Annotated in this window: 13 protein-coding genes; 4 read left to right on the top strand and 9 right to left on the bottom strand. The window is 55.9% G+C overall.

The window, feature by feature from the left end; genetic code table 11:
- Positions 1-5 precede the first annotated feature (5 nt).
- The 3 genes from ileS to murJ all read right to left on the bottom strand — a co-directional run bounded on the left by ileS (position 6) and on the right by murJ (position 5449).
- Positions 6-2828, bottom strand: coding sequence for an isoleucine--tRNA ligase (gene ileS, locus ACHUE7_RS03905; protein WP_394168831.1), 2823 nt, complete (start codon positions 2826-2828; stop codon positions 6-8).
- Complete coding sequence (locus tag ACHUE7_RS03900) at positions 2825-3751, bottom strand: bifunctional riboflavin kinase/FAD synthetase (RefSeq protein ID WP_394168830.1); 927 nt, start codon at positions 3749-3751, stop codon at positions 2825-2827. Before ACHUE7_RS03900 ends, ileS begins: the two co-directional genes overlap by 4 nt.
- A 108-nt stretch (positions 3752-3859) precedes the next feature.
- Complete coding sequence (gene murJ, locus ACHUE7_RS03895) at positions 3860-5449, bottom strand: murein biosynthesis integral membrane protein MurJ (protein WP_394168829.1); 1590 nt, start codon at positions 5447-5449, stop codon at positions 3860-3862.
- Between the two features lie 401 nt (positions 5450-5850).
- Between murJ and rpsT the strand changes: the two genes are divergently transcribed.
- A complete protein-coding gene (rpsT, locus tag ACHUE7_RS03890) occupies positions 5851-6120 on the top strand; it encodes a 30S ribosomal protein S20 (protein WP_127556583.1) in 270 nt (89 codons plus the stop codon).
- A gap of 162 nt (positions 6121-6282) precedes the next feature.
- On the top strand, positions 6283-7116 hold the full coding sequence (locus tag ACHUE7_RS03885) for a DUF4198 domain-containing protein (RefSeq protein ID WP_394168828.1): 834 nt from the start codon (positions 6283-6285) through the stop codon (positions 7114-7116).
- An 82-nt stretch (positions 7117-7198) separates the two neighbouring features.
- Here ACHUE7_RS03885 and ACHUE7_RS03880 read toward each other — a convergent pair whose 3' ends face one another.
- From ACHUE7_RS03880 to xylF, 3 genes are all read right to left on the bottom strand, one after another.
- Positions 7199-8017: an ATP-binding cassette domain-containing protein gene (locus ACHUE7_RS03880; RefSeq protein WP_394168827.1), complete on the bottom strand. Its 819-nt coding sequence runs from the start codon at positions 8015-8017 to the stop codon at positions 7199-7201.
- A complete protein-coding gene (locus ACHUE7_RS03875) occupies positions 8014-9294 on the bottom strand; it encodes a sugar ABC transporter permease (protein WP_394168826.1) in 1281 nt (426 codons plus the stop codon). Before ACHUE7_RS03875 ends, ACHUE7_RS03880 begins: the two co-directional genes overlap by 4 nt.
- Positions 9295-9555: 261 nt before the next feature.
- Positions 9556-10593, bottom strand: coding sequence for a D-xylose ABC transporter substrate-binding protein (xylF, locus tag ACHUE7_RS03870; protein ID WP_394168825.1), 1038 nt, complete (start codon positions 10591-10593; stop codon positions 9556-9558).
- 435 nt (positions 10594-11028) lie between these two features.
- Between xylF and ACHUE7_RS03865 the strand changes: the two genes are divergently transcribed.
- A complete protein-coding gene (locus tag ACHUE7_RS03865; RefSeq protein WP_394168824.1) occupies positions 11029-12213 on the top strand; it encodes an ROK family protein in 1185 nt (394 codons plus the stop codon).
- 80 nt (positions 12214-12293) lie between these two features.
- On the opposite strand, the gene ACHUE7_RS03860 is transcribed toward ACHUE7_RS03865, so the two are convergent.
- Positions 12294-13124, bottom strand: a complete 831-nt coding sequence (locus tag ACHUE7_RS03860; protein ID WP_394168823.1) for a pirin family protein — start codon at positions 13122-13124, stop codon at positions 12294-12296.
- A gap of 117 nt (positions 13125-13241) precedes the next feature.
- Between ACHUE7_RS03860 and ACHUE7_RS03855 the strand changes: the two genes are divergently transcribed.
- The gene (locus tag ACHUE7_RS03855) at positions 13242-14141 is read left to right on the top strand and encodes a LysR family transcriptional regulator (RefSeq protein ID WP_394168822.1); all 900 of its coding nucleotides are present in this window, start codon (positions 13242-13244) and stop codon (positions 14139-14141) included.
- A 271-nt stretch (positions 14142-14412) separates the two neighbouring features.
- Here ACHUE7_RS03855 and ACHUE7_RS03850 read toward each other — a convergent pair whose 3' ends face one another.
- On the bottom strand, positions 14413-15669 hold the full coding sequence (locus tag ACHUE7_RS03850; RefSeq protein WP_394168821.1) for a hypothetical protein: 1257 nt from the start codon (positions 15667-15669) through the stop codon (positions 14413-14415).
- Between the two features lie 1108 nt (positions 15670-16777).
- The gene (gene dapB, locus ACHUE7_RS03845; protein WP_394168820.1) at positions 16778-17578 is read right to left on the bottom strand and encodes a 4-hydroxy-tetrahydrodipicolinate reductase; all 801 of its coding nucleotides are present in this window, start codon (positions 17576-17578) and stop codon (positions 16778-16780) included.
- Between the last annotated feature and the right edge of the window lie 61 nt (positions 17579-17639).

The raw sequence follows: 17639 nt of genomic DNA, 5'->3' as shown, positions 1-17639 counted from the left end.
AGCCCTTACGCAAAGTGGCGCACTTCACCGTCACCATCGACGTTCTCGACACAGCGGCCGCACAGCTCAGGATGAGCGGCATGCTGACCAACATCCGGACGCTGATGCCAGCATCGGCCACATTTCGGTTGTTCTGAAGCAGCAACACTGACTTTCAGCCCTTCAAGCTCGGTGGCGTGGGCCGTTTCTGGCGCATCCGCCAGGTTTGCCAGGGTAACCGCGCTGGTCAGCGTGACGAACCGCAATTCATCACCCAGGGTGGCGAGCACTGACTTCAGGGCATCGTCGCAGTAGAGCGTCACTTCTGATTTCAGCGCGCCACCTACCCGGCCTTCGTTACGGGCCAGTTCCAGCACCTTATTCACGCCTTCTTTAACAGCCTGAACTTCCGACCAGAAGGCAACGCCCATGGGCTCATCGTCGTCCAGCGGTTGCAGGCCGTCGTACCAGGTGTGTTCGAACACTGAAACGCTGCGCTTGCCCGGAATGAACTGCCACAGCTCATCGGCGGTAAAGCTCAGAATCGGGGCGATCCAGCGCACCAGGGCTTCCAGTACGTGATACAGGGCTGTCTGGCAGCTGCGCCGGGCCAGGGAATCTGGCTGGGTGGTGTACTGACGATCTTTAATGATGTCGAGATAGAAACCGCCCATGTCGAGCACGCAGAAGTGATGAATCTTCTGGTACACCTGCACGAACTGGTAGTTGTCGTAAGCGTCGGATATCTCCTGCTGCAAACGGTAGGCGCGGTCTACAGCCCAGCGATCCAGCGCCAGCATGTCAGCCTGGTGCACGCTGTGTTCAGCCGGGTCGAAGCCCTCCAGGTTGGAGATCAGGAAACGGGAGGTGTTGCGGATACGGCGGTACGCATCGGCCGAGCGGTTCAGAATGTCTTTCGACATCGCCATGTCGCCGCTGTAGTCGGTCGAAGCCACCCACAGGCGCAGGATGTCGGCCCCCAGAGAGTCGAAAACCTCTTGCGGCTCGATGCCATTGCCCAGCGACTTGGACATCTTGTAGCCCTTCTCATCGACGGTGAAGCCGTGAGTAAGCACTTGCTTGTAGGGTGCGCTGCCATTCATGGCGACAGCGGTCTTCAGCGACGACTGGAACCAGCCGCGATGCTGATCCGAGCCTTCCAGGTACATATCGGCCGGGTACTGGCCCAGCTCTTCACGCTTGCGCAGCACGGTGTCGTGCGTCACGCCCGAATCAAACCAGACATCCAGTGTATCGGTCGCTTTCTCGTAATTGACGGCATCGTCTCCGAGCAACTCAGCCAGTTCCAGATCCCACCAGGCGTCCATCCCGTCTTTTTCAACTCGGGCTGCCACGGATTCAATCAGGCGCGGAGTTTCCGGGTGCAACTCGCCGGTTTCGATGTGGGTCACAAAGGCAATCGGTACGCCCCAGGTGCGCTGACGCGAGATACACCAGTCTGGGCTTTGCTCGAACATGGCTTCAATGCGGTTCTGCCCCCAGCCCGGCACCCAACGCACGCCTTTAATGGCGTCCATCGCTTTGGCGCGCAGGCCCTCTTTGTCCATACTGATGAACCACTGTGGTGTCGCCCGGTAGATCAGCGGCGTCTTGGTGCGCCAGCAATGAGCGTAGCTGTGACGAATTTTTTCTTCGTGCAGCAACCGGCCTTTTTCAGTACAGACCTCAAGGATATGCGGTTCAACCTTGTACACATGCTCACCAGCAAACAACTCGACGTTGGGGCGGTACACACCCTTGTCGTCTAGCGGGTTCAGCGTCTCGATGCCGTATTTGCCACAGACGACAAAGTCTTCCATGCCGTGGTCGGGGGCGGTGTGTACACAGCCGGTACCGGCGTCGAGGGTCACGTGGTCGCCCAGCAGAATGGGGATATCGCGCTGGTAGAAGGGGTGGTCAAACACCAGGCCTTCCAGTGCCGTACCGGGAACACGCGCCAGTACCTCAACATCACCCAGCTCAGCGCGCGCCACAACGGCTTCGAGCAAACCTTCAGCCAGAATCAGCCGTGCCGGTTCGCCGTTAAATTGCGTTTGCACCAAAACGTAGTCGAGCGCAGGGCCTACGGAAATCGCCTGAGAGGCAGGCAGCGTCCAGGGAGTTGTCGTCCAGATAACGGCCGACACTTCACCTTTACCCGCCTCAGTACCAAAGGCCGACAGTACCTTGGCTTCATCCTGAGCGGCGTAGCGCACATCGATACTGAACGACGTTTTGTCGTGGTATTCCACTTCTGCTTCGGCCAGCGCAGAGCCGCCGACAACACTCCAGTATACCGGCTTGAAACCCCGCACCAGGTGACCGCTTTCAGCAATTTTGCCCAGGGCACGAATGATGTCGGCTTCGGTTTGGTGGTCGAGCGTCAGATAGGGCTTGTCCCAGCTGCCGAAAATACCCATGCGAATGAATTCTTTGCGCTGACCGTCGATCTGGCCCAGCGCAAACTCGCGGCATTTGGCACGAAAGGTTTTGAAATCGACCTTGTCGCCGGCGCGGCCGATCATGGTCTCAACCTTGTGCTCGATCGGCAGACCATGGCAATCCCAGCCCGGCACATAGGGAGCATCGTAGCCGATGAAGTTTTTCGACTTGATGATGATGTCCTTAAGCATCTTGTTCACAGCGTGCCCAAGGTGCAGGTTCCCATTCGCGTACGGAGGGCCATCATGCAAAATGAACTTGGGGCGACCCGCACTGGCTTCGCGAATTCGCTGGTAAATGCCGTTCTTTTCCCAGTGGGCCAGCATTTCCGGCTCACGCTTGGCCAGGTTACCGCGCATCGGGAAATCCGTATGCGGCAGGTTCAGAGTCGCTTTATAGTCTGTCATGGAGCTCGATCACTTCCGTTTAATGGGGAAAACCAGGCACGAGCGGCCTGGATATCTGCATGAATCTGGTGTTTCAGGGCGTCAAGCGTATCAAATCTTTCTATACCCCGCAGCCTGTGCAGAAGCTGCACATCGAGCCGCTGGCCGTAAAGATCCGGGCTAACATCGAACAGGTGCGTTTCCAGCCAGTACCTCGGATCATTCACCGACGGCTTGGGGCCCAGGTTGGCAACGCCATGCACCCACTCATTATTGAGGCGGGTCTGCGCAACATAAACCCCAGCCATCGCCAATTTAGGATGAGCCAGTAGCATATTGGCAGTAGGCACACCCAGGGTTCGGCCCAGTTGGCGACCGTAAATCACTCGGCCGCTCAGGGTATAGGGTTCGCCCAGCATGGCGGCCGCCTCGCGCAAGTCACCGTCACCCAACAGCGACCGGATGGCCGTACTGCTCACCCGCTGGCCATTGATGCGCTGTGAAGGCATCTCAGCTACGTCGAAGTCGTACTGACGCAAAAAAGCAGCATCACCCTTACGGTCGTTACCGAAGCGGAAGTCATCACCCACCTGTACCCAGCGTGCCTGCAGCCCTTCCTGCAGTATCTGTTCGACAAAGCCGGCAGCGGACATGGCACGCAAGCGCCGGTCGAACGGCAACACAACCAACTGTTCAACACCGAGTTCTCGGAACCGACGCACCTTATCGGTCAAAGACGACAACCTGGCGGGCGCACCCTCGGGGTCGAAGAACTCGCGCGGCTGGGGCTCAAAGGTAACGACGGTCGAGGTCAGCCCGCGTTGCTTCGCCTCCCGCAGCACCTCAGCAATCAGATGCTGATGCCCGAGGTGCACGCCATCGAAACTGCCAATGGTAACGGCGCTGGGCTGACCCAGGCGGTAGGGACTGCGGCTAATGTGCATAAAACGAACCAGGGACAAAACAAGGCCGCGGAGTATACAAAAAACCGTCGCGCCCGTCTTTAAGGAGCCTCTGAATAATTGCCCGTGCGAGCCTCGCTGAAAAAGGACTCAGTGGCGCACCTCACGCAACCGCCCCCCGAGCAGGAACCAGAACAGGCTGTAACTGACCAGCCCGGTAACCACCAGCGACCCCGTACGCCACACCCGACCGAAGACGGCCTCCGGGTAGTCAAGCAGCGGCCAGCCGAGCAGCAAACACAACACCAGTGCCATCGCCACAGAGGCCGCCAGGGCGCGCACCACCGAGCCTCGCCACAGTTCAACACCGGGCAAATCCCCCTGACGGTGCAGGGTAATGGCCAGCAGACCGGCGTTGATCCAGGCCGACAACGAGGTGGCCAGCGCCAGCCCAACATGGGCCAGCGGCACAATAAGAATCAGATTGAACACCATGTTCAAAGCCATCGCCCAAATACCAATCTTGACCGGCGTTCGGGTGTTCTGCCGACTAAAAAAGGCCGGTGCCAGAATCTTGATCAGCATGAAAGCAGGTAACCCCAGCGCATAGGCCATCAGGCTCGCGCTGCTCTGCTGCACATCGAATACGGTAAAGGCTTTGTACTGAAACAAGGTGGTCAGCAGCGGCCCGGCAAGCACCAGCAGAGCGGCCATGGCTGGCAGCCCGATCAGCAACACCACCCGAATCGCCCAGCCCAGCGTCCGTTTAAAGGACTGGTGATCAGACGTCGCCGCACTGTGCGACAGCTTCGGCAACAACACCGTGGCAATGGCAATGCCTATGACCCCGAGTGGCAGCTCCGACAAGCGATCCGAGTAATACAACCAGCCCACTGAACCATCTTGAAGCAACGAAGCCAGCACAGTATCCAACAGCAGGTTTATCTGGCTGACAGACACCCCAAACAGGGCGGGAATCATCAGCACACCAATCCGCCGCACCCCAGGGTGCCAGCCAAACCGAAGTGGTTGCCAGACGCCAACGGAAATCAGCGACGGCCACAGCCATAACCACTGCAGCAAGCCCGCCAGCATCACGCCCCAGGCCAGACCGGTCATGGGTACATCAAACTGAGGCGTCAGCCAGAAAGCCGAGCCAATCAGGCAGAGATTCAGGATCACCGGCGTCACGGCAGGCGCCGCAAAACGACCGTAGGTATTCAGCACCGACTGACCCAGGGCCGTCAGCGCAATAAACCACAAATAAGGAAAGGTCAGCCGCAGAAAATCGGCCGTCTGATCCAGCTTAACCCCATCGTCATGAAACCCCGGCGCAAACACCCAGGCCACCAATGGAGACCCAAGCATGGCAACCACCGTAATAAAGCCAACCACCGACCCCAGTGTCCACTGCGTCGCCGCAACAAGGCGGCGCACGCCGTTATCCCCTTCCGCTTCGCGCACGGAGGCTAGCACCGGAATAAACGCCTGATTAAACGCCCCCTCAGCAAACAGACGCCGCAGAAAGTTGGGGATCTTAAAGGCAACAAAGAAGGCGTCCATCGCCCCGCCCGTACCAAAGAGCACGGCAAAGACCGTATCCCGAACCAACCCGAGTACACGGGACAAGCCCGTAGCCCCGCCCACTATAACGGAGTTACCCAAAATACCTCGGGTCTTGCGACCAGCAACGGCTGGCTGTTTTGGCAAATCAGGCTCTGTTGGTGTAGGCGTCGTCATGAGTGCAAATAAAGGCCAGTAGGCAGTTCAAGAATGGGCGTCAGTCTACCGGATACTGGAAAATGGGTCTTGCGTCTTTTTAGGTGCTTGTAGCCTTTTGCAGTAAGTTCGAAACAACTCCATAGTAAGTGATGGCTGCCGGGTAGGCTTATCCGGGGAAGTTCGCAGCAAGGATGCTGCGATCTAGGCCCCATGGAGGGGTTCACGCCGGCCCCGGATAAGCCTACCCGGTGGCCAGCGCGACCTCCCACCTCCCAATTCAACCTAACCGGAACAACCACCTATGCAACACAGAGGCACTTACAGCCAATCAGCCATTGACAGGTCGGGTTCAAAAACCTAGAATCGCGCCCCTCAAATTTGACTCCAAATCCCAGTAACCGACTATTAAGGAGCTGCCCGTGGCAAACTCTGCTGGTTCTAAAAAACGTGCTCGTCAGGCAGTGAAGCGTCGCGCGCACAACGCAAGCCTGCGTTCCATGGTTCGTACCTACCTGAAAAAGGTTGTTGCTCAAATCGAAGCTAAAGACTACGACCAGGCGACCAAAGCACTCACCACCGCTCAACCGGTTGTTGATGGCATGGCCCGTAAAGGCATCATCAGCAAGAACAAGGCTGCTCGCACCATCAGCCGCCTGAACGCCCGCGTAAAGGCCCTGAAAGCCGCTTAATCGGCCTTCAGCGGTACCTGACGTTAAAAAACCGGCTTTACGCCGGTTTTTTTGTGTCTGGAGATTACGCGAACTACCCCACCCCAAACTCGGCCGGCATCTGTACTGGCCTCGCCGACGTAGTCTCAGTATGCTTTCCATTCAGCCATACAGAGCCCCTTCATGACCCAGATAACCGCAACACACCGCCTGTTACGCCTTGCCTTCACCACCCTGCTCGGCCTAACCCTGGGCAACCTGGCCAATGCCCATGAATTCTGGTTAGAGCCACTCCAGTATCGCATCGACATCAACAAGACCGTGCAGGCCGACATCAAAGTCGGCGAAAACTTCAAGGGCGATACCTATGCTTTCTTCCCCAATCGCTTTGTTCGCTTCGAATTGCACCACAACGGCCGGGAACGCCCCATCAGCGCTCGCCTCGGCGCACGGCCTGCCGCCGCACAGGCCGTCGATAGCGATGGGCTAACTACCCTGACCTACGAATCAACCTACACCGAACTCATCTACGACGACCCGGCGGTTTTCGACAATTTCCTAACGCTCGACGGGCTCGACTGGGTGCGTAAGGCTCATGAAGACCGTGGTTTGCCAGAGCGTGGCTTTACTGAAGTGTTCAGACGCTTTGCAAAGTCCTACATCGGTACCGGCAATGCGCAAGGCGAAGACAGGTTGATTGGCTACCCGCTGGAATGGCGCCTGGAAGACAACCCCTACACCACCAACGAACAAGCACCACTGACCGCAACGCTTTTTCTGAACGACGAGCCATCGGCTGGTGTGCTGGCCCGTGTGTTTATGAAATCAGGCAATGAAGAGGCCGAAGAACTCCGGCTGACTACCGATGAGAGCGGCCAGATCAGCATTCCTTTTCGGGAAAATACCGCCTATCTGGTCAGCAGCGTGCACATGCAAGAACCTCCGGCTGATGTTGCTGAAGAAACCGGTGCCGTTTGGGAAAGTTTGTGGGCGTCTGCCGTGTTTTATAGGGAGTGAGGGAAAGCTTCGAGCTATTAGCGGCGAGCTGTGAGTTAATGCCTTTACTCAAAGCTCGAAGCTCGAAGCTCACAGCTTATTACTACCCACCCCCCGAAACGACAGCCTCTACTGACGTGTCTGTCGCCACCGCGCCCGGGCCTGGTCTTACCTGAGGCGGGCATTTGCCAAGAATGATCATGCCCAGCACTTCATCCTTGGTCACCACATCGACCGGGGCGGACCCCACCAGCTTGCCGTTCTTCATGACATTGACCCGATCCGAGAGATCAAAAACATCATGTATGTCATGGGAAATCAAAAAGATACCAATGCCTTCGGATTTCAGGTGCCTGATTAACTCCGCCACCTGAGCCGTTTCCTGCGGACCCAGCGCCGCCGTCGGCTCATCCATAATCAGAATGCGAGCATTGAAATACAAGGCCCGAGCAATAGCGACGGACTGTCGCTGCCCACCGGACAGGGATTTGACCGGGTCCTTGAAGCGCTGGAAGTTAGGGTTCAACCTGCCCATCACTTGCCGGCATGCACTCTCCATCGCGGCGTCATCCAGCGTACCCCAGCGCGTCTGCAGCTCACGACCCAGAAACAGATTGGCAGCGGCATCGACGTTATCGGCCAGTGCAAGCGTCTGATAAATAGTCTCGATGCCAAGGTCTTTGGCATCTCTGGGGTTGTTGATGGTGACCGGCTCACCATCTACAAAAATGTCACCGGCGTCCATCGGATAAGCCCCGGAGAGGATTTTGATCAGGGTCGATTTGCCGGCGCCGTTATGCCCCAGCAGCCCAACAACCTCACCGGGATACAGATCGATGGATACGTCATCCACGGCTCTGATACCCCCGAACGAGATCGAGATGTTGCGCATATCGACCAGGGGTTGCTGGTTATCCGTCATAACGAGCTCCTTTTGCGATAGAGGGTGTCGACCCAGACGGCAATGACCAATACCACACCAACAATCATATTTTGCAAAGGCGTATCAATACCCACCAGAACCATTCCGCTTTGCAGCGACTGCATCACCAGCGCCCCCAAAATAGCACCAGCAACCTTGCCAACCCCCCCCGCCAGCGATGTACCACCAATCACAGCGGCGGCGATAACATAGAGTTCATCCAGCGTGCCCTGCGCATTGGTGGCGGCGTTCAGCCGGGCCGTGGAAATGGCCGCGCCGATGGCAGCGAGAATGCCCATAATGGTGAATACGAGCAGTATCACTTTGCGGGTATTTACCCCAGCCAACTCAGCCGCTTCCGGATTGCCGCCAATGGCAAAGACGTAACGCCCGAACCGGGTTCGTGTTGCTATAAACGACATCACCACGGCTACGAATACAGCGATCAATACCGGCACGGCAAACCCGTGAGCGATCACCAGGCCTCCTTCAGGAATGGGAATGCCTTCAGCCTGTGCATAGCGCTCGGCAATACGGGAGGGCCAGGGGTAAGCATTCGCAATCGCTGCAGCCCCCATTACGCCGGTACAGTAAAACCCCGCCAACACGAACTCGGCCCAAACCGGGCGCAGTGGAAACTGATGCAAGCGGCGCAGATGCCGGCCCCGTAAAAAAGCGGCGACAATCATCAGGCAGATCGCACCTGAAATTAACCAGGTGGCCAGTTCACCGATAGAGCCGGACGGCCCGCCCCCCATGATCTGAAAGGTTGAATCCATCGGCGCTACCGTACGACCCGAGGTGACCCACCAGGCCGCCCCTCGCCAAGCCAACAGCCCGCCGAGCGTCACGATAAAAGCCGGCACACCCATGTAAGCGATGACAAACCCCTGCAGGGCACCCGCCAGCGCGCCGACAACCATACCTACCAGCAATGCAGTTACCCAGGTCATCGAATGATCATAACCCCACAGAGCGGGCAGCCATTCGGCCTGCGTCACAGCGATGATCATGCCGGTAAACCCCAACAGAGACCCGACCGACAGGTCTATGTTCCGGGTCACGATGACCAGCACCATGCCGGTTGCCATCACCGCAATGGACGAGGTCTGGACACTGAGGTTCCAGAGGTTACGCGGGGTTAAAAAGGCGCCATCCGTGGCGATGCCAAACCCCAGCCAGAGCAGGCCCAATACCGCAACCATTCCCAATATGCGGGTATCTACCTCGGTGGCTTCCAATAGTTTTTTAAATGGGTTGACCGAAGTCTCAACCATGTCACGAGGCTCCATTTGCCATGTATTCAGAAAGCAGTCAGAGGCTTTCGCCTCCGGCGCCTTGAATTACAACTCAAGCTTCGGAGTTCGGGTTGCCTGGGAGGCATTGGCCCGCGCCGGGCACCGGGTATGCCCCTGTGGGGTCGGCGTAGATCCATCCATGGAGCCTAGACCGCAGCATCCTTGCTGCGGACTCCCCCTCAGGAGCACACCCGGCACCCGCCGCTATTCTGCTAGGTGAATTCCGAAACGTGAATTACTTTAATTGCAAACGGAAACTCGTCCGGCGGGCACGCCCTGGCATACCGTCTCTTTCGTAACCCAACCGGCATCGATCACCACATCGAGATTATCTTCAGTGATTGGCAATGGCTTCAGGAAGATGGAGTTCATCGACACGCCCCGGGGTCCGTCGCTAAACACGCCCGCACCGGGAATTTCATCAATTTCAGCTCCATTGGCCATCAGGAAGGCAATATTGGCAGCCGCCTTACCCAGCTCGCGAGAGTCTTTCCACACTGATACGGTTTGCACACCGAGCGCGATGCGGTTCAATGCAGCGTGATCACCATCCTGCCCGGAAACGGGAACAACACCGTCCATACCCTGTGCAGACAGCGCAGCAACTACACCGCCAGCCGTACCATCGTTTGAGGCAACAACGGCATCCACTTCGTTGTTATTGGCGGTAAGAATCTGCTCCATGTTGCGTTGTGCATTGGCTGGCAACCAGGCATCGGTGTAAGCCTCTCCTACGTTCTCTATGGCTCCGGAGTTCATGGCCGATGCAAGCACTTCCAACTGCCCGGCATGCAGGAAATCGGCATTGGGGTCGGCTGGCGAGCCTTTGATGAAAACGTAATTACCATCAGGCTGGGCTTCAAGCACGGCGCGAGCCTGCATTCGACCGACTTCTTTATTGTCGAAGGTTAAATAAAACGCATCGGGATGCTCGATCAGCCGGTCATAACCGACTACCGGAATGCCTTCGTTGGCGGCCGCCTCAATGGCAGGGCCGATCGCGCTGGCGTCCTGAGCGAGCACAATCAATGCATCCGCACCGTTGGCGATCAGGCTCTCGATATCGGTCAGTTGCTTTGAAGCAGACGATTGGGCATCGGCAGAGATGTATTCAACACCCAGCTTTTCGAGGGCAGCAATAATAGCCGTTTCATCGGTTTTCCAGCGCTCCTCTTGAAAGTTGGACCAGGACACACCGACGGTTAGGTCATGTGCCATAGTTACAGCAGGAACCGCGGTACAGGCGGATAAAGCGGCAGCGATCAGTACTTTTCTCATTGTTATAACTCCTGATTCGGGACCATATTGTTATTGTAAGTAGCGGGCGGCCAGGACTGTGCCCAGCTTTATTTTTATACCCAAAGTTATTCTTGATCGCAAAATAGACAAAGTCAATGAAATCAGCCAAATATTGACAATGGTCGTATGCTTTACACCCAGAAAACGGCACATACCACCCAATTTATTTTACCAGTAAAAGTATTTTTGTAGACGCAATCGCCGCCGCTTCACGCTAATTGAATTCACAAGACACAGGGGAGACGGCACAAACCGGCCTTAATGAAGTTTGTCGGTGTACCGAACAAACACCGATACAAGTCAACAACCGAGGCTCAAATCTCGCATTGCAGCGTAGATATAATTTTAGAGTCGACTGGAAAAGACCCCCGGTTTACACTGAAAACATGATTCTATTCAGTAAGTTCCCCTAGCATGAAGAAAAACGACACCGAACAAATTCGAGCGGACAACCGGATAGACATCATCAACACCCTGCGCGTGTTTGGTCCACTGGCCCGGGTCGACATTGGTCAGATCACCCGCCTTAGTCCGGCAACCGTAACCGCCATTACCTCTGAATTGTCGGAAGCTGCCATCATTCAGGAAGTAAAAGGGCCCGAGGTCAAAGGGGGCCGAGGGCGTCCGCGCGTGCTGATCGACCTGGACCCCACCCACGCCTCGGTATTGGGCATCAAACTGTCGATCAATGAAGTGCGACTGATGCTCGGCGACTTGAAGGGTAACATTGCACACGAGACCGTGGTGGTGCAGAAGACCCAGCGTCATGACCAAGCCTCACTGAATGAGATGCTGGTCGAGCAGGCCAAACGGTTCCTGGACCAACACCCGGATCACGCCGCCCGACTGGTCAGCGTGGGCATCGCCATTCAGGGGTTTGTTGATGTACACAAGGGCGACGTCGTCTGGAGCCCGGCACTGAACATTAAGAACGTCAATCTGACGCACGCCCTGGAAAACGCCTTTGAATGCCCGGTAGAACTGGCCAACGACGCCAACAGCATTGCCTACGCCATTCAAAAGCACCCCGAATACAGCCAGTGCAATAACTTCGTCGTGATCATGATTGGTTACGGCGTTGGCGGCGGCCTGGTTGTGAATGGCAGCCTGTACAGTGGTCATTTCGGCGCTGCGGCGGAGTTTGGCCACACCAAATACAGCCATGAAGGCCCCCAGTGTGCCTGCGGCAAACGGGGGTGCATTGAAGCTTACGTAAGCGACTATGCACTGTATCGCGACGCCAGCGCGGTAATGGACCTTCCGGCGACAGACCGGCGCCACCCATCAGAAAAACAGATGCAAAGGCTAACCGAGCTTGGACATCAGAAGCACACCTATGCGGTCGACTTGTTTCACCAGGCAGGAAAGGTACTCGGGTATGGCATAGCCAACATTCTGGCACTGATGAGCCCGGAACGCATCGTCGTCACCGGGCCCGGCGTGAGAGCCTACGCCCTGATGGAACCCGGCATTCACGAAGGCATTAACGAAGCCCTGGTACCCGAGCTGATCGGGCGTTCACAGATTGAACCCTACTCCTGGTCAGAAGACATGACCGGGAAAGGGGTTATTGCGCTCGCTCTGAAGCATTTTCGATAGGTTTTGAGCTGCAAGCTTCGAGCTTCGAGCTGTTAGTTTTTAGCTCAAAGCTCGCAGCTCTGAGCTCGTAGCTCTGCCCCTCAAAACCGTCCTTCGTTGAAATCGACAATCGCCTGCTGCACTTCATCGACGGTGTTCATGACAAAGGGCCCATACTGCACAACGGGTTCCTGTATAGGGTCACCCGCGACCACGAGCAGGCGGGTATCGGCGGCGGTTGACGTCACTTCAAGCCCTTCACCATCCCCCAGAATACCCAGATGCCGCTCGGGCAGTTCGGTTGTGCCAATCTGCGCAGATCCCTGGTAGACGTATACAAAAGCCGATTTGTTACCTGGAATATCAATGCGCTGGGTGGCACCTTCATTCAAGTGAAAATCCAGATACAGCGGGTCGGTCACCACGTCTTCAACCGGGCCAATCACCCCTTGGAAATTACCCACCAGTACCTTGACCTTACCGTTTTCCAGCTCGACCTCGGGCACCTGCTCGGGACGAATATCCTGGTAGCGGGGCGCAGTCATCTTGTGCTTGGCCGGCAGGTTGACCCAGAGCTGAAAGCCCCATACCGGGCCATCTTCCTGGTTGGGCATCTCTTCGTGCACAATGCCGCGGCCGGCGGTCATCCATTGAATGGAGCCAGGAGCCAGGTACCCGGTGTTGCCCTGATTGTCGCCATGCCGAAACGCGCCCTTGAGCATATAGGTAACGGTCTCAAAACCACGGTGCGGATGCATGGGAAAGCCCGCCATGTAGTCGGCCTTATCGTCCGATTTGAACTCGTCGAGCATCAGAAAGGGGTCCAGATTCTTCACGAACTGGTTTCCGATGACCCGGGTCAGCTTTACCCCGGCGCCATCCGACGTCGGTAACCCTTTGGCCACCTGCCGAACGCTGCGTAATGTTGTCATGAGAGCACCTCCTGGTCTGCTGTTTGATCGATTTCTGGTACCGACCAGTCTAGGCAGTTGCAGGGTGGCCCGTAAGCGGAATATATTGCCTCTACATTTCAAAAAAACTGAACCTTTATGGCCCACAACCCCCTTTCACTGGACCTGCTGCGCGCACTGGATGCAATCGACCAGCGTGGCAGCTTTGCCGCCGCCGCCGAAGCCCTGCATAAAGTGCCTTCCGCGCTGACGTATACCGTGCAAAAGGTTGAACAGGACCTTGGCATAGACCTCTTCGATCGCAGTGGTCACCGTGCAAAAATGACACCCGCAGCCCGGCTGATCCTGGAAGAAGGCCGCGGCATCCTGCGCGATATCGACAACCTTGCCAGCTCGGCCAAGAAAATCGCCAGCGGCTGGGAACCCGAGCTGCGCATCGGTGTCGATACCGTCTTCGAACCGGCGCGACTCTACCCACTGGTGCATGAATTCAACGAAGCACACCCATACATCAAGGTGCATCTGGTTCACGGATCACTCTCTGGCACCTGGGAAATGCTGATCAACGGCGACGCCGATCTGATACTGTCGACCGACCTACTGGACCCCAAAATCGATGGCTACGAGACCAGCCGCTTTGGTGAGATGAGCATGGTGTTCGCCGTCGCGAAGAATCACCCCCTGGCCAGCAATGCCTGCGATTGGACTCATGAACAAATTGAAGCCTACCCAACCATCGTCGTACGGGATTCCAGTAAACTGATGGCCCCACGCACCATCGGCTGGACGCGCCAGAACAGACTGATCACCGTACCTACCATGCGCGATAAAATCGAAGCGCAACTGGCTGGCCTGGGTGTCGGCTATCTGCCCCGCCACCGCATTCAGTCAGAACTGGACAGTGGCGCCCTGGTGCAAGTGAAGCTGAGTGAGACGAACCCGCCGTCAGAGGCGGTAATTGCCTGGCGAACCGGAGTAACCGGGAAAGCATTGGGGTGGTTTCGGGAACGGATTGGCGCGGAGGTTTTGGGAGTTTAAAGCTGTGAGCTGTGAGCTGTGAGCTGTGAGCTGTGAGCTGTGAGCTGTGAGCTGTGAGCTGTGAGCTGTGAGCTGTGAGTCAGTGTAGAGATTTTTCGTCACTTCATGTCAATCGTCTTTTCATCTTGTGCGTCTTTTAGTGTTTTACGTCCTTTCCTGTACCACGTCTTTCAATGTCTTACGTCCTTCCAAGTTCAACGTCTTTTACTGGCACCCATAAAAAAAGCCACCCCGAAGGGTGGCTCTACTTCATCATTCAGAGGAATCTGAATTAGAACGCGTAAGCAGCGGTCAGACGGAAGCGGTTGATTTCAGCTGTGTCGATAGCATCAGTTTCTTCAGCGCGCAGGTCATAGTCAGCTGCATACTTAACGCCGTTGTCCTGGGTATAAGATACACCAGCTTCGATCAACGGAGCATTAGCAGTGTCAGCATCGAAGTTCGCCAGAGTTACAGAACCATAAGCACCGATAGCACCACTGGCATAAGCCACTTCAGCGAACAGTTCATCGCCAGCGCTTTCTACGTCAGTGTAAGTGTATTCACCGGTGAAGGTCAGTGCGTCTACTGTGTAAGCAGCACCGGCCAACAGCTTCATGGCTTCTTCAGTAACGACGTCGCCGCTGTCCAGGTCCTGACCTTTCAGGTATACAGACAAGGCATCAATCGGAGTAGCGGTCAGTTCAAAACCGTATTCCAGAATTGCGTCATCATGTGCGTCAGCACTGGTAGTTACAGAGTACTGGTTCAGACCAAACTTGGCTGTAACTATGTCCATGGTGTAAGTCGCGCCAACACCGAAGTAGGTGTATGGGCTGTCGTCATCACCGCCCAGGCTTGAAGTACGGAACTGGGCTTCAGCAACGTAGCTCAGCGCATCGGCTTCGCCCATGTACTGTGCTGCAACACCGAAGTCGGAGTTCTGAGTATCACCAGCAGAAGCATCGATACCGGTTACAACGCCATCACCAGAGGCGTCTTTACGGTTAGAGCCTTCAACCTGAACTTTCAGGCCTTCCATGGTGTAACGCAGAGCAGCGCCAACGTCACGGCCTTCAGAGCGGGCAGCAGCGCTGTCGCCAGAGTCGTCCATGTCGTATGCGTATTCGTGAGTCTCGTCTACCAGGCTACCAGTTTGACCGAAAGAGATAGCACCGTCGGTTACAACCAAGTCGTCCAGTTCAACAGAAACGTCAGACTCGTCATCACCCGTCAGGATGAAACCACCGGAGAAAGGACCGTGAACAACAGACAGAGCCGCTTCCAGACCCCAAGCGTCGCCAGCGGCGCCTTCATCGAAATCGTCTTCTTCGTCCAGTTCAACGTCAATTACAGTGTCGGTAGCATCGCCGTCACGGTTAACTGCACCAGCAGCCATATCGACAACGGTCAGAAACTCCATAGAGCCAGTGAAGCTCCATTCAGTTTCAGTAGCCATACCTTCGTGAGCAGCAGCGTTTGCCTGGGCAGAAATAGCCAGAGCCAGTGCGGATACCGCAACGCCAGAAGCAATTTTAATCGCTTTCATTCAAGATTCCCCTTTTTTTATTTCAACTGGTTTGGTGACCAGACTTCTCGATGAGCCATCGTTGTTTCAGTGTCGGTACGCTACCGATTGGGTAACCAATAACGAATCACAACACCTACGTCAATCGACAACCATTATTTTGTTATATCCTGCAGCATGTATATTACAACCACGTTGCAGAGTCAAAACGTTACTGAACAAAAGGTGACATGTATCAAAAGCGGTGTCCCTAATAACGGTCTCATAAAAGACCTGTCTGGCCGATCCGACTGCTTGTGCGTTGTTACCGGGGTAAGTCAGCACACCTGACCGGGAGATTGTTATTGGTCGACTGCGTTTGTTACGCGAGCGTCTTTGCTCCCCTTGCTCAGGATTGATCGAGAATGCCTCAATCAACGTCCACGACCTATCAAACCAGAGGCACGATTATCGGTCAACCCATTTTTTTGCGTTTTTTTGACGCTTTGGTGATTCTTTGAACAACCGGCCGATGCCCGTGGTGAGCGGCTTGGCCGACTTCACGGGATTTTTTTGACAGGGGTTGAAATCGATACCGGGCATGTACGCCCAGCCTTAAGACGTTCAGTGATCGAAACGGGACAGGCCACAGTACGCCATACCCAAGGGTACTTGTTAAAAAAATTCTTTAAATTCAAAGAGGTAGCGGGAAATATCAATAGGTTGGCTTATGGAACAGCTTAACCAGCAGCACCCGTCCACTGGCAGCGGCTAACACTCATGCCCGCAAACAATTGGCGTGGAAGCCTGGCGGCACATTGAGAATGCCCTCCTGGCTGGTATATGAAATACGACCAATGGAAGATTATTTAGAAATTGATCTGTGAAAAAAAATTGCTGCCAAGCAGGTAAATATCGGCACAATTTCCCTTTCAGCCAGCCAGATACGCGGCCGAAAGCAATCTCCGAACAGTGTCGGCCTACTAAACATAAGCTTTTTTGGCACCTAATGAGTATTCACAATGTGCTCCCCTGGAGGCCCGTATTCCACAGAAAGGGATCACTGGATCTCTACCCGGCCACTTTCCACCGAATTGTGAACTCAATAGCCTGACCCCGCAGGCCTGTGCGAATAGCCAACGGGCCCCGATTAAAGCCCGAGCACAGCTTCCATGTCATACAAGCCAGCAGGCTGGGTTTCTAACCACTGTGCAGCGCGCACGGCCCCCCGGGAAAAGGTCCGGCGGCTACTGGCTTTGTGGGTGATCTCCAGGCGTTCGCCCTCACTGGCGAACAGCACAGTATGCTCCCCGACAATGTCACCCGCCCTTACCGTGGCAAAGCCTATGGTCTCGTCTGCCCGGGGCCCTTCCTGGCCTTCGCGGCCGTACACGGCGCATTTGGAGAGATCACGTCCCAGCGTTTCCGCCACCGCCTCGCCCATGCGCAAAGCTGTGCCGCTTGGAGCGTCGACCTTGTGGCGATGGTGCGCCTCGATAATTTCGATGTCGCTCGATTCACCCATCACCCGCGCGGCCAGGCGGAGCAACTGCAACGACAGGGTCACCCCAACGCTGTAATTGGCCGCGAAGACGACTGGTATGGTTTCAGACGCCTGTTTTAACTGGCTGAGTTGAGACTCTGAAAAACCAGTGGTTCCAATAACGATGCGCTTGTCGGTACCCCTGATTTGATCGAGATGCGCAAGCGTTGCCTCTGGCGTTGTGAAGTCGATTACAACTTCTGCGTCCTCAAAGGCCGCTTGGGCATCATCAGTTAACACAACACCCAACTTGCCCAAACCAGCAAGCTCGCCAGCATCCGCACCCATCAGGCTTGATCCCGGAGCGACCGTGGCACCTGCCAGAGTCAGCCCTTCGGTTGAGTAAACCGCTTGAAGCAGGGCCCGGCCCATTCGGCCAGATGCGCCTGTTATTGCGATGTTTAACATACAGAGGCCTCATGGTTGGCATTATTCCGTCCTCTCTCCCCCCTTTGGGGGAGAGAATCAG

This window comes from Saccharospirillum alexandrii, from assembly GCF_043641555.1.
GTDB classification, from domain to species: domain Bacteria; phylum Pseudomonadota; class Gammaproteobacteria; order Pseudomonadales; family Natronospirillaceae; genus Saccharospirillum; species Saccharospirillum alexandrii_A.
This window is presented reverse-complemented; position numbering and strand designations above follow the sequence as displayed.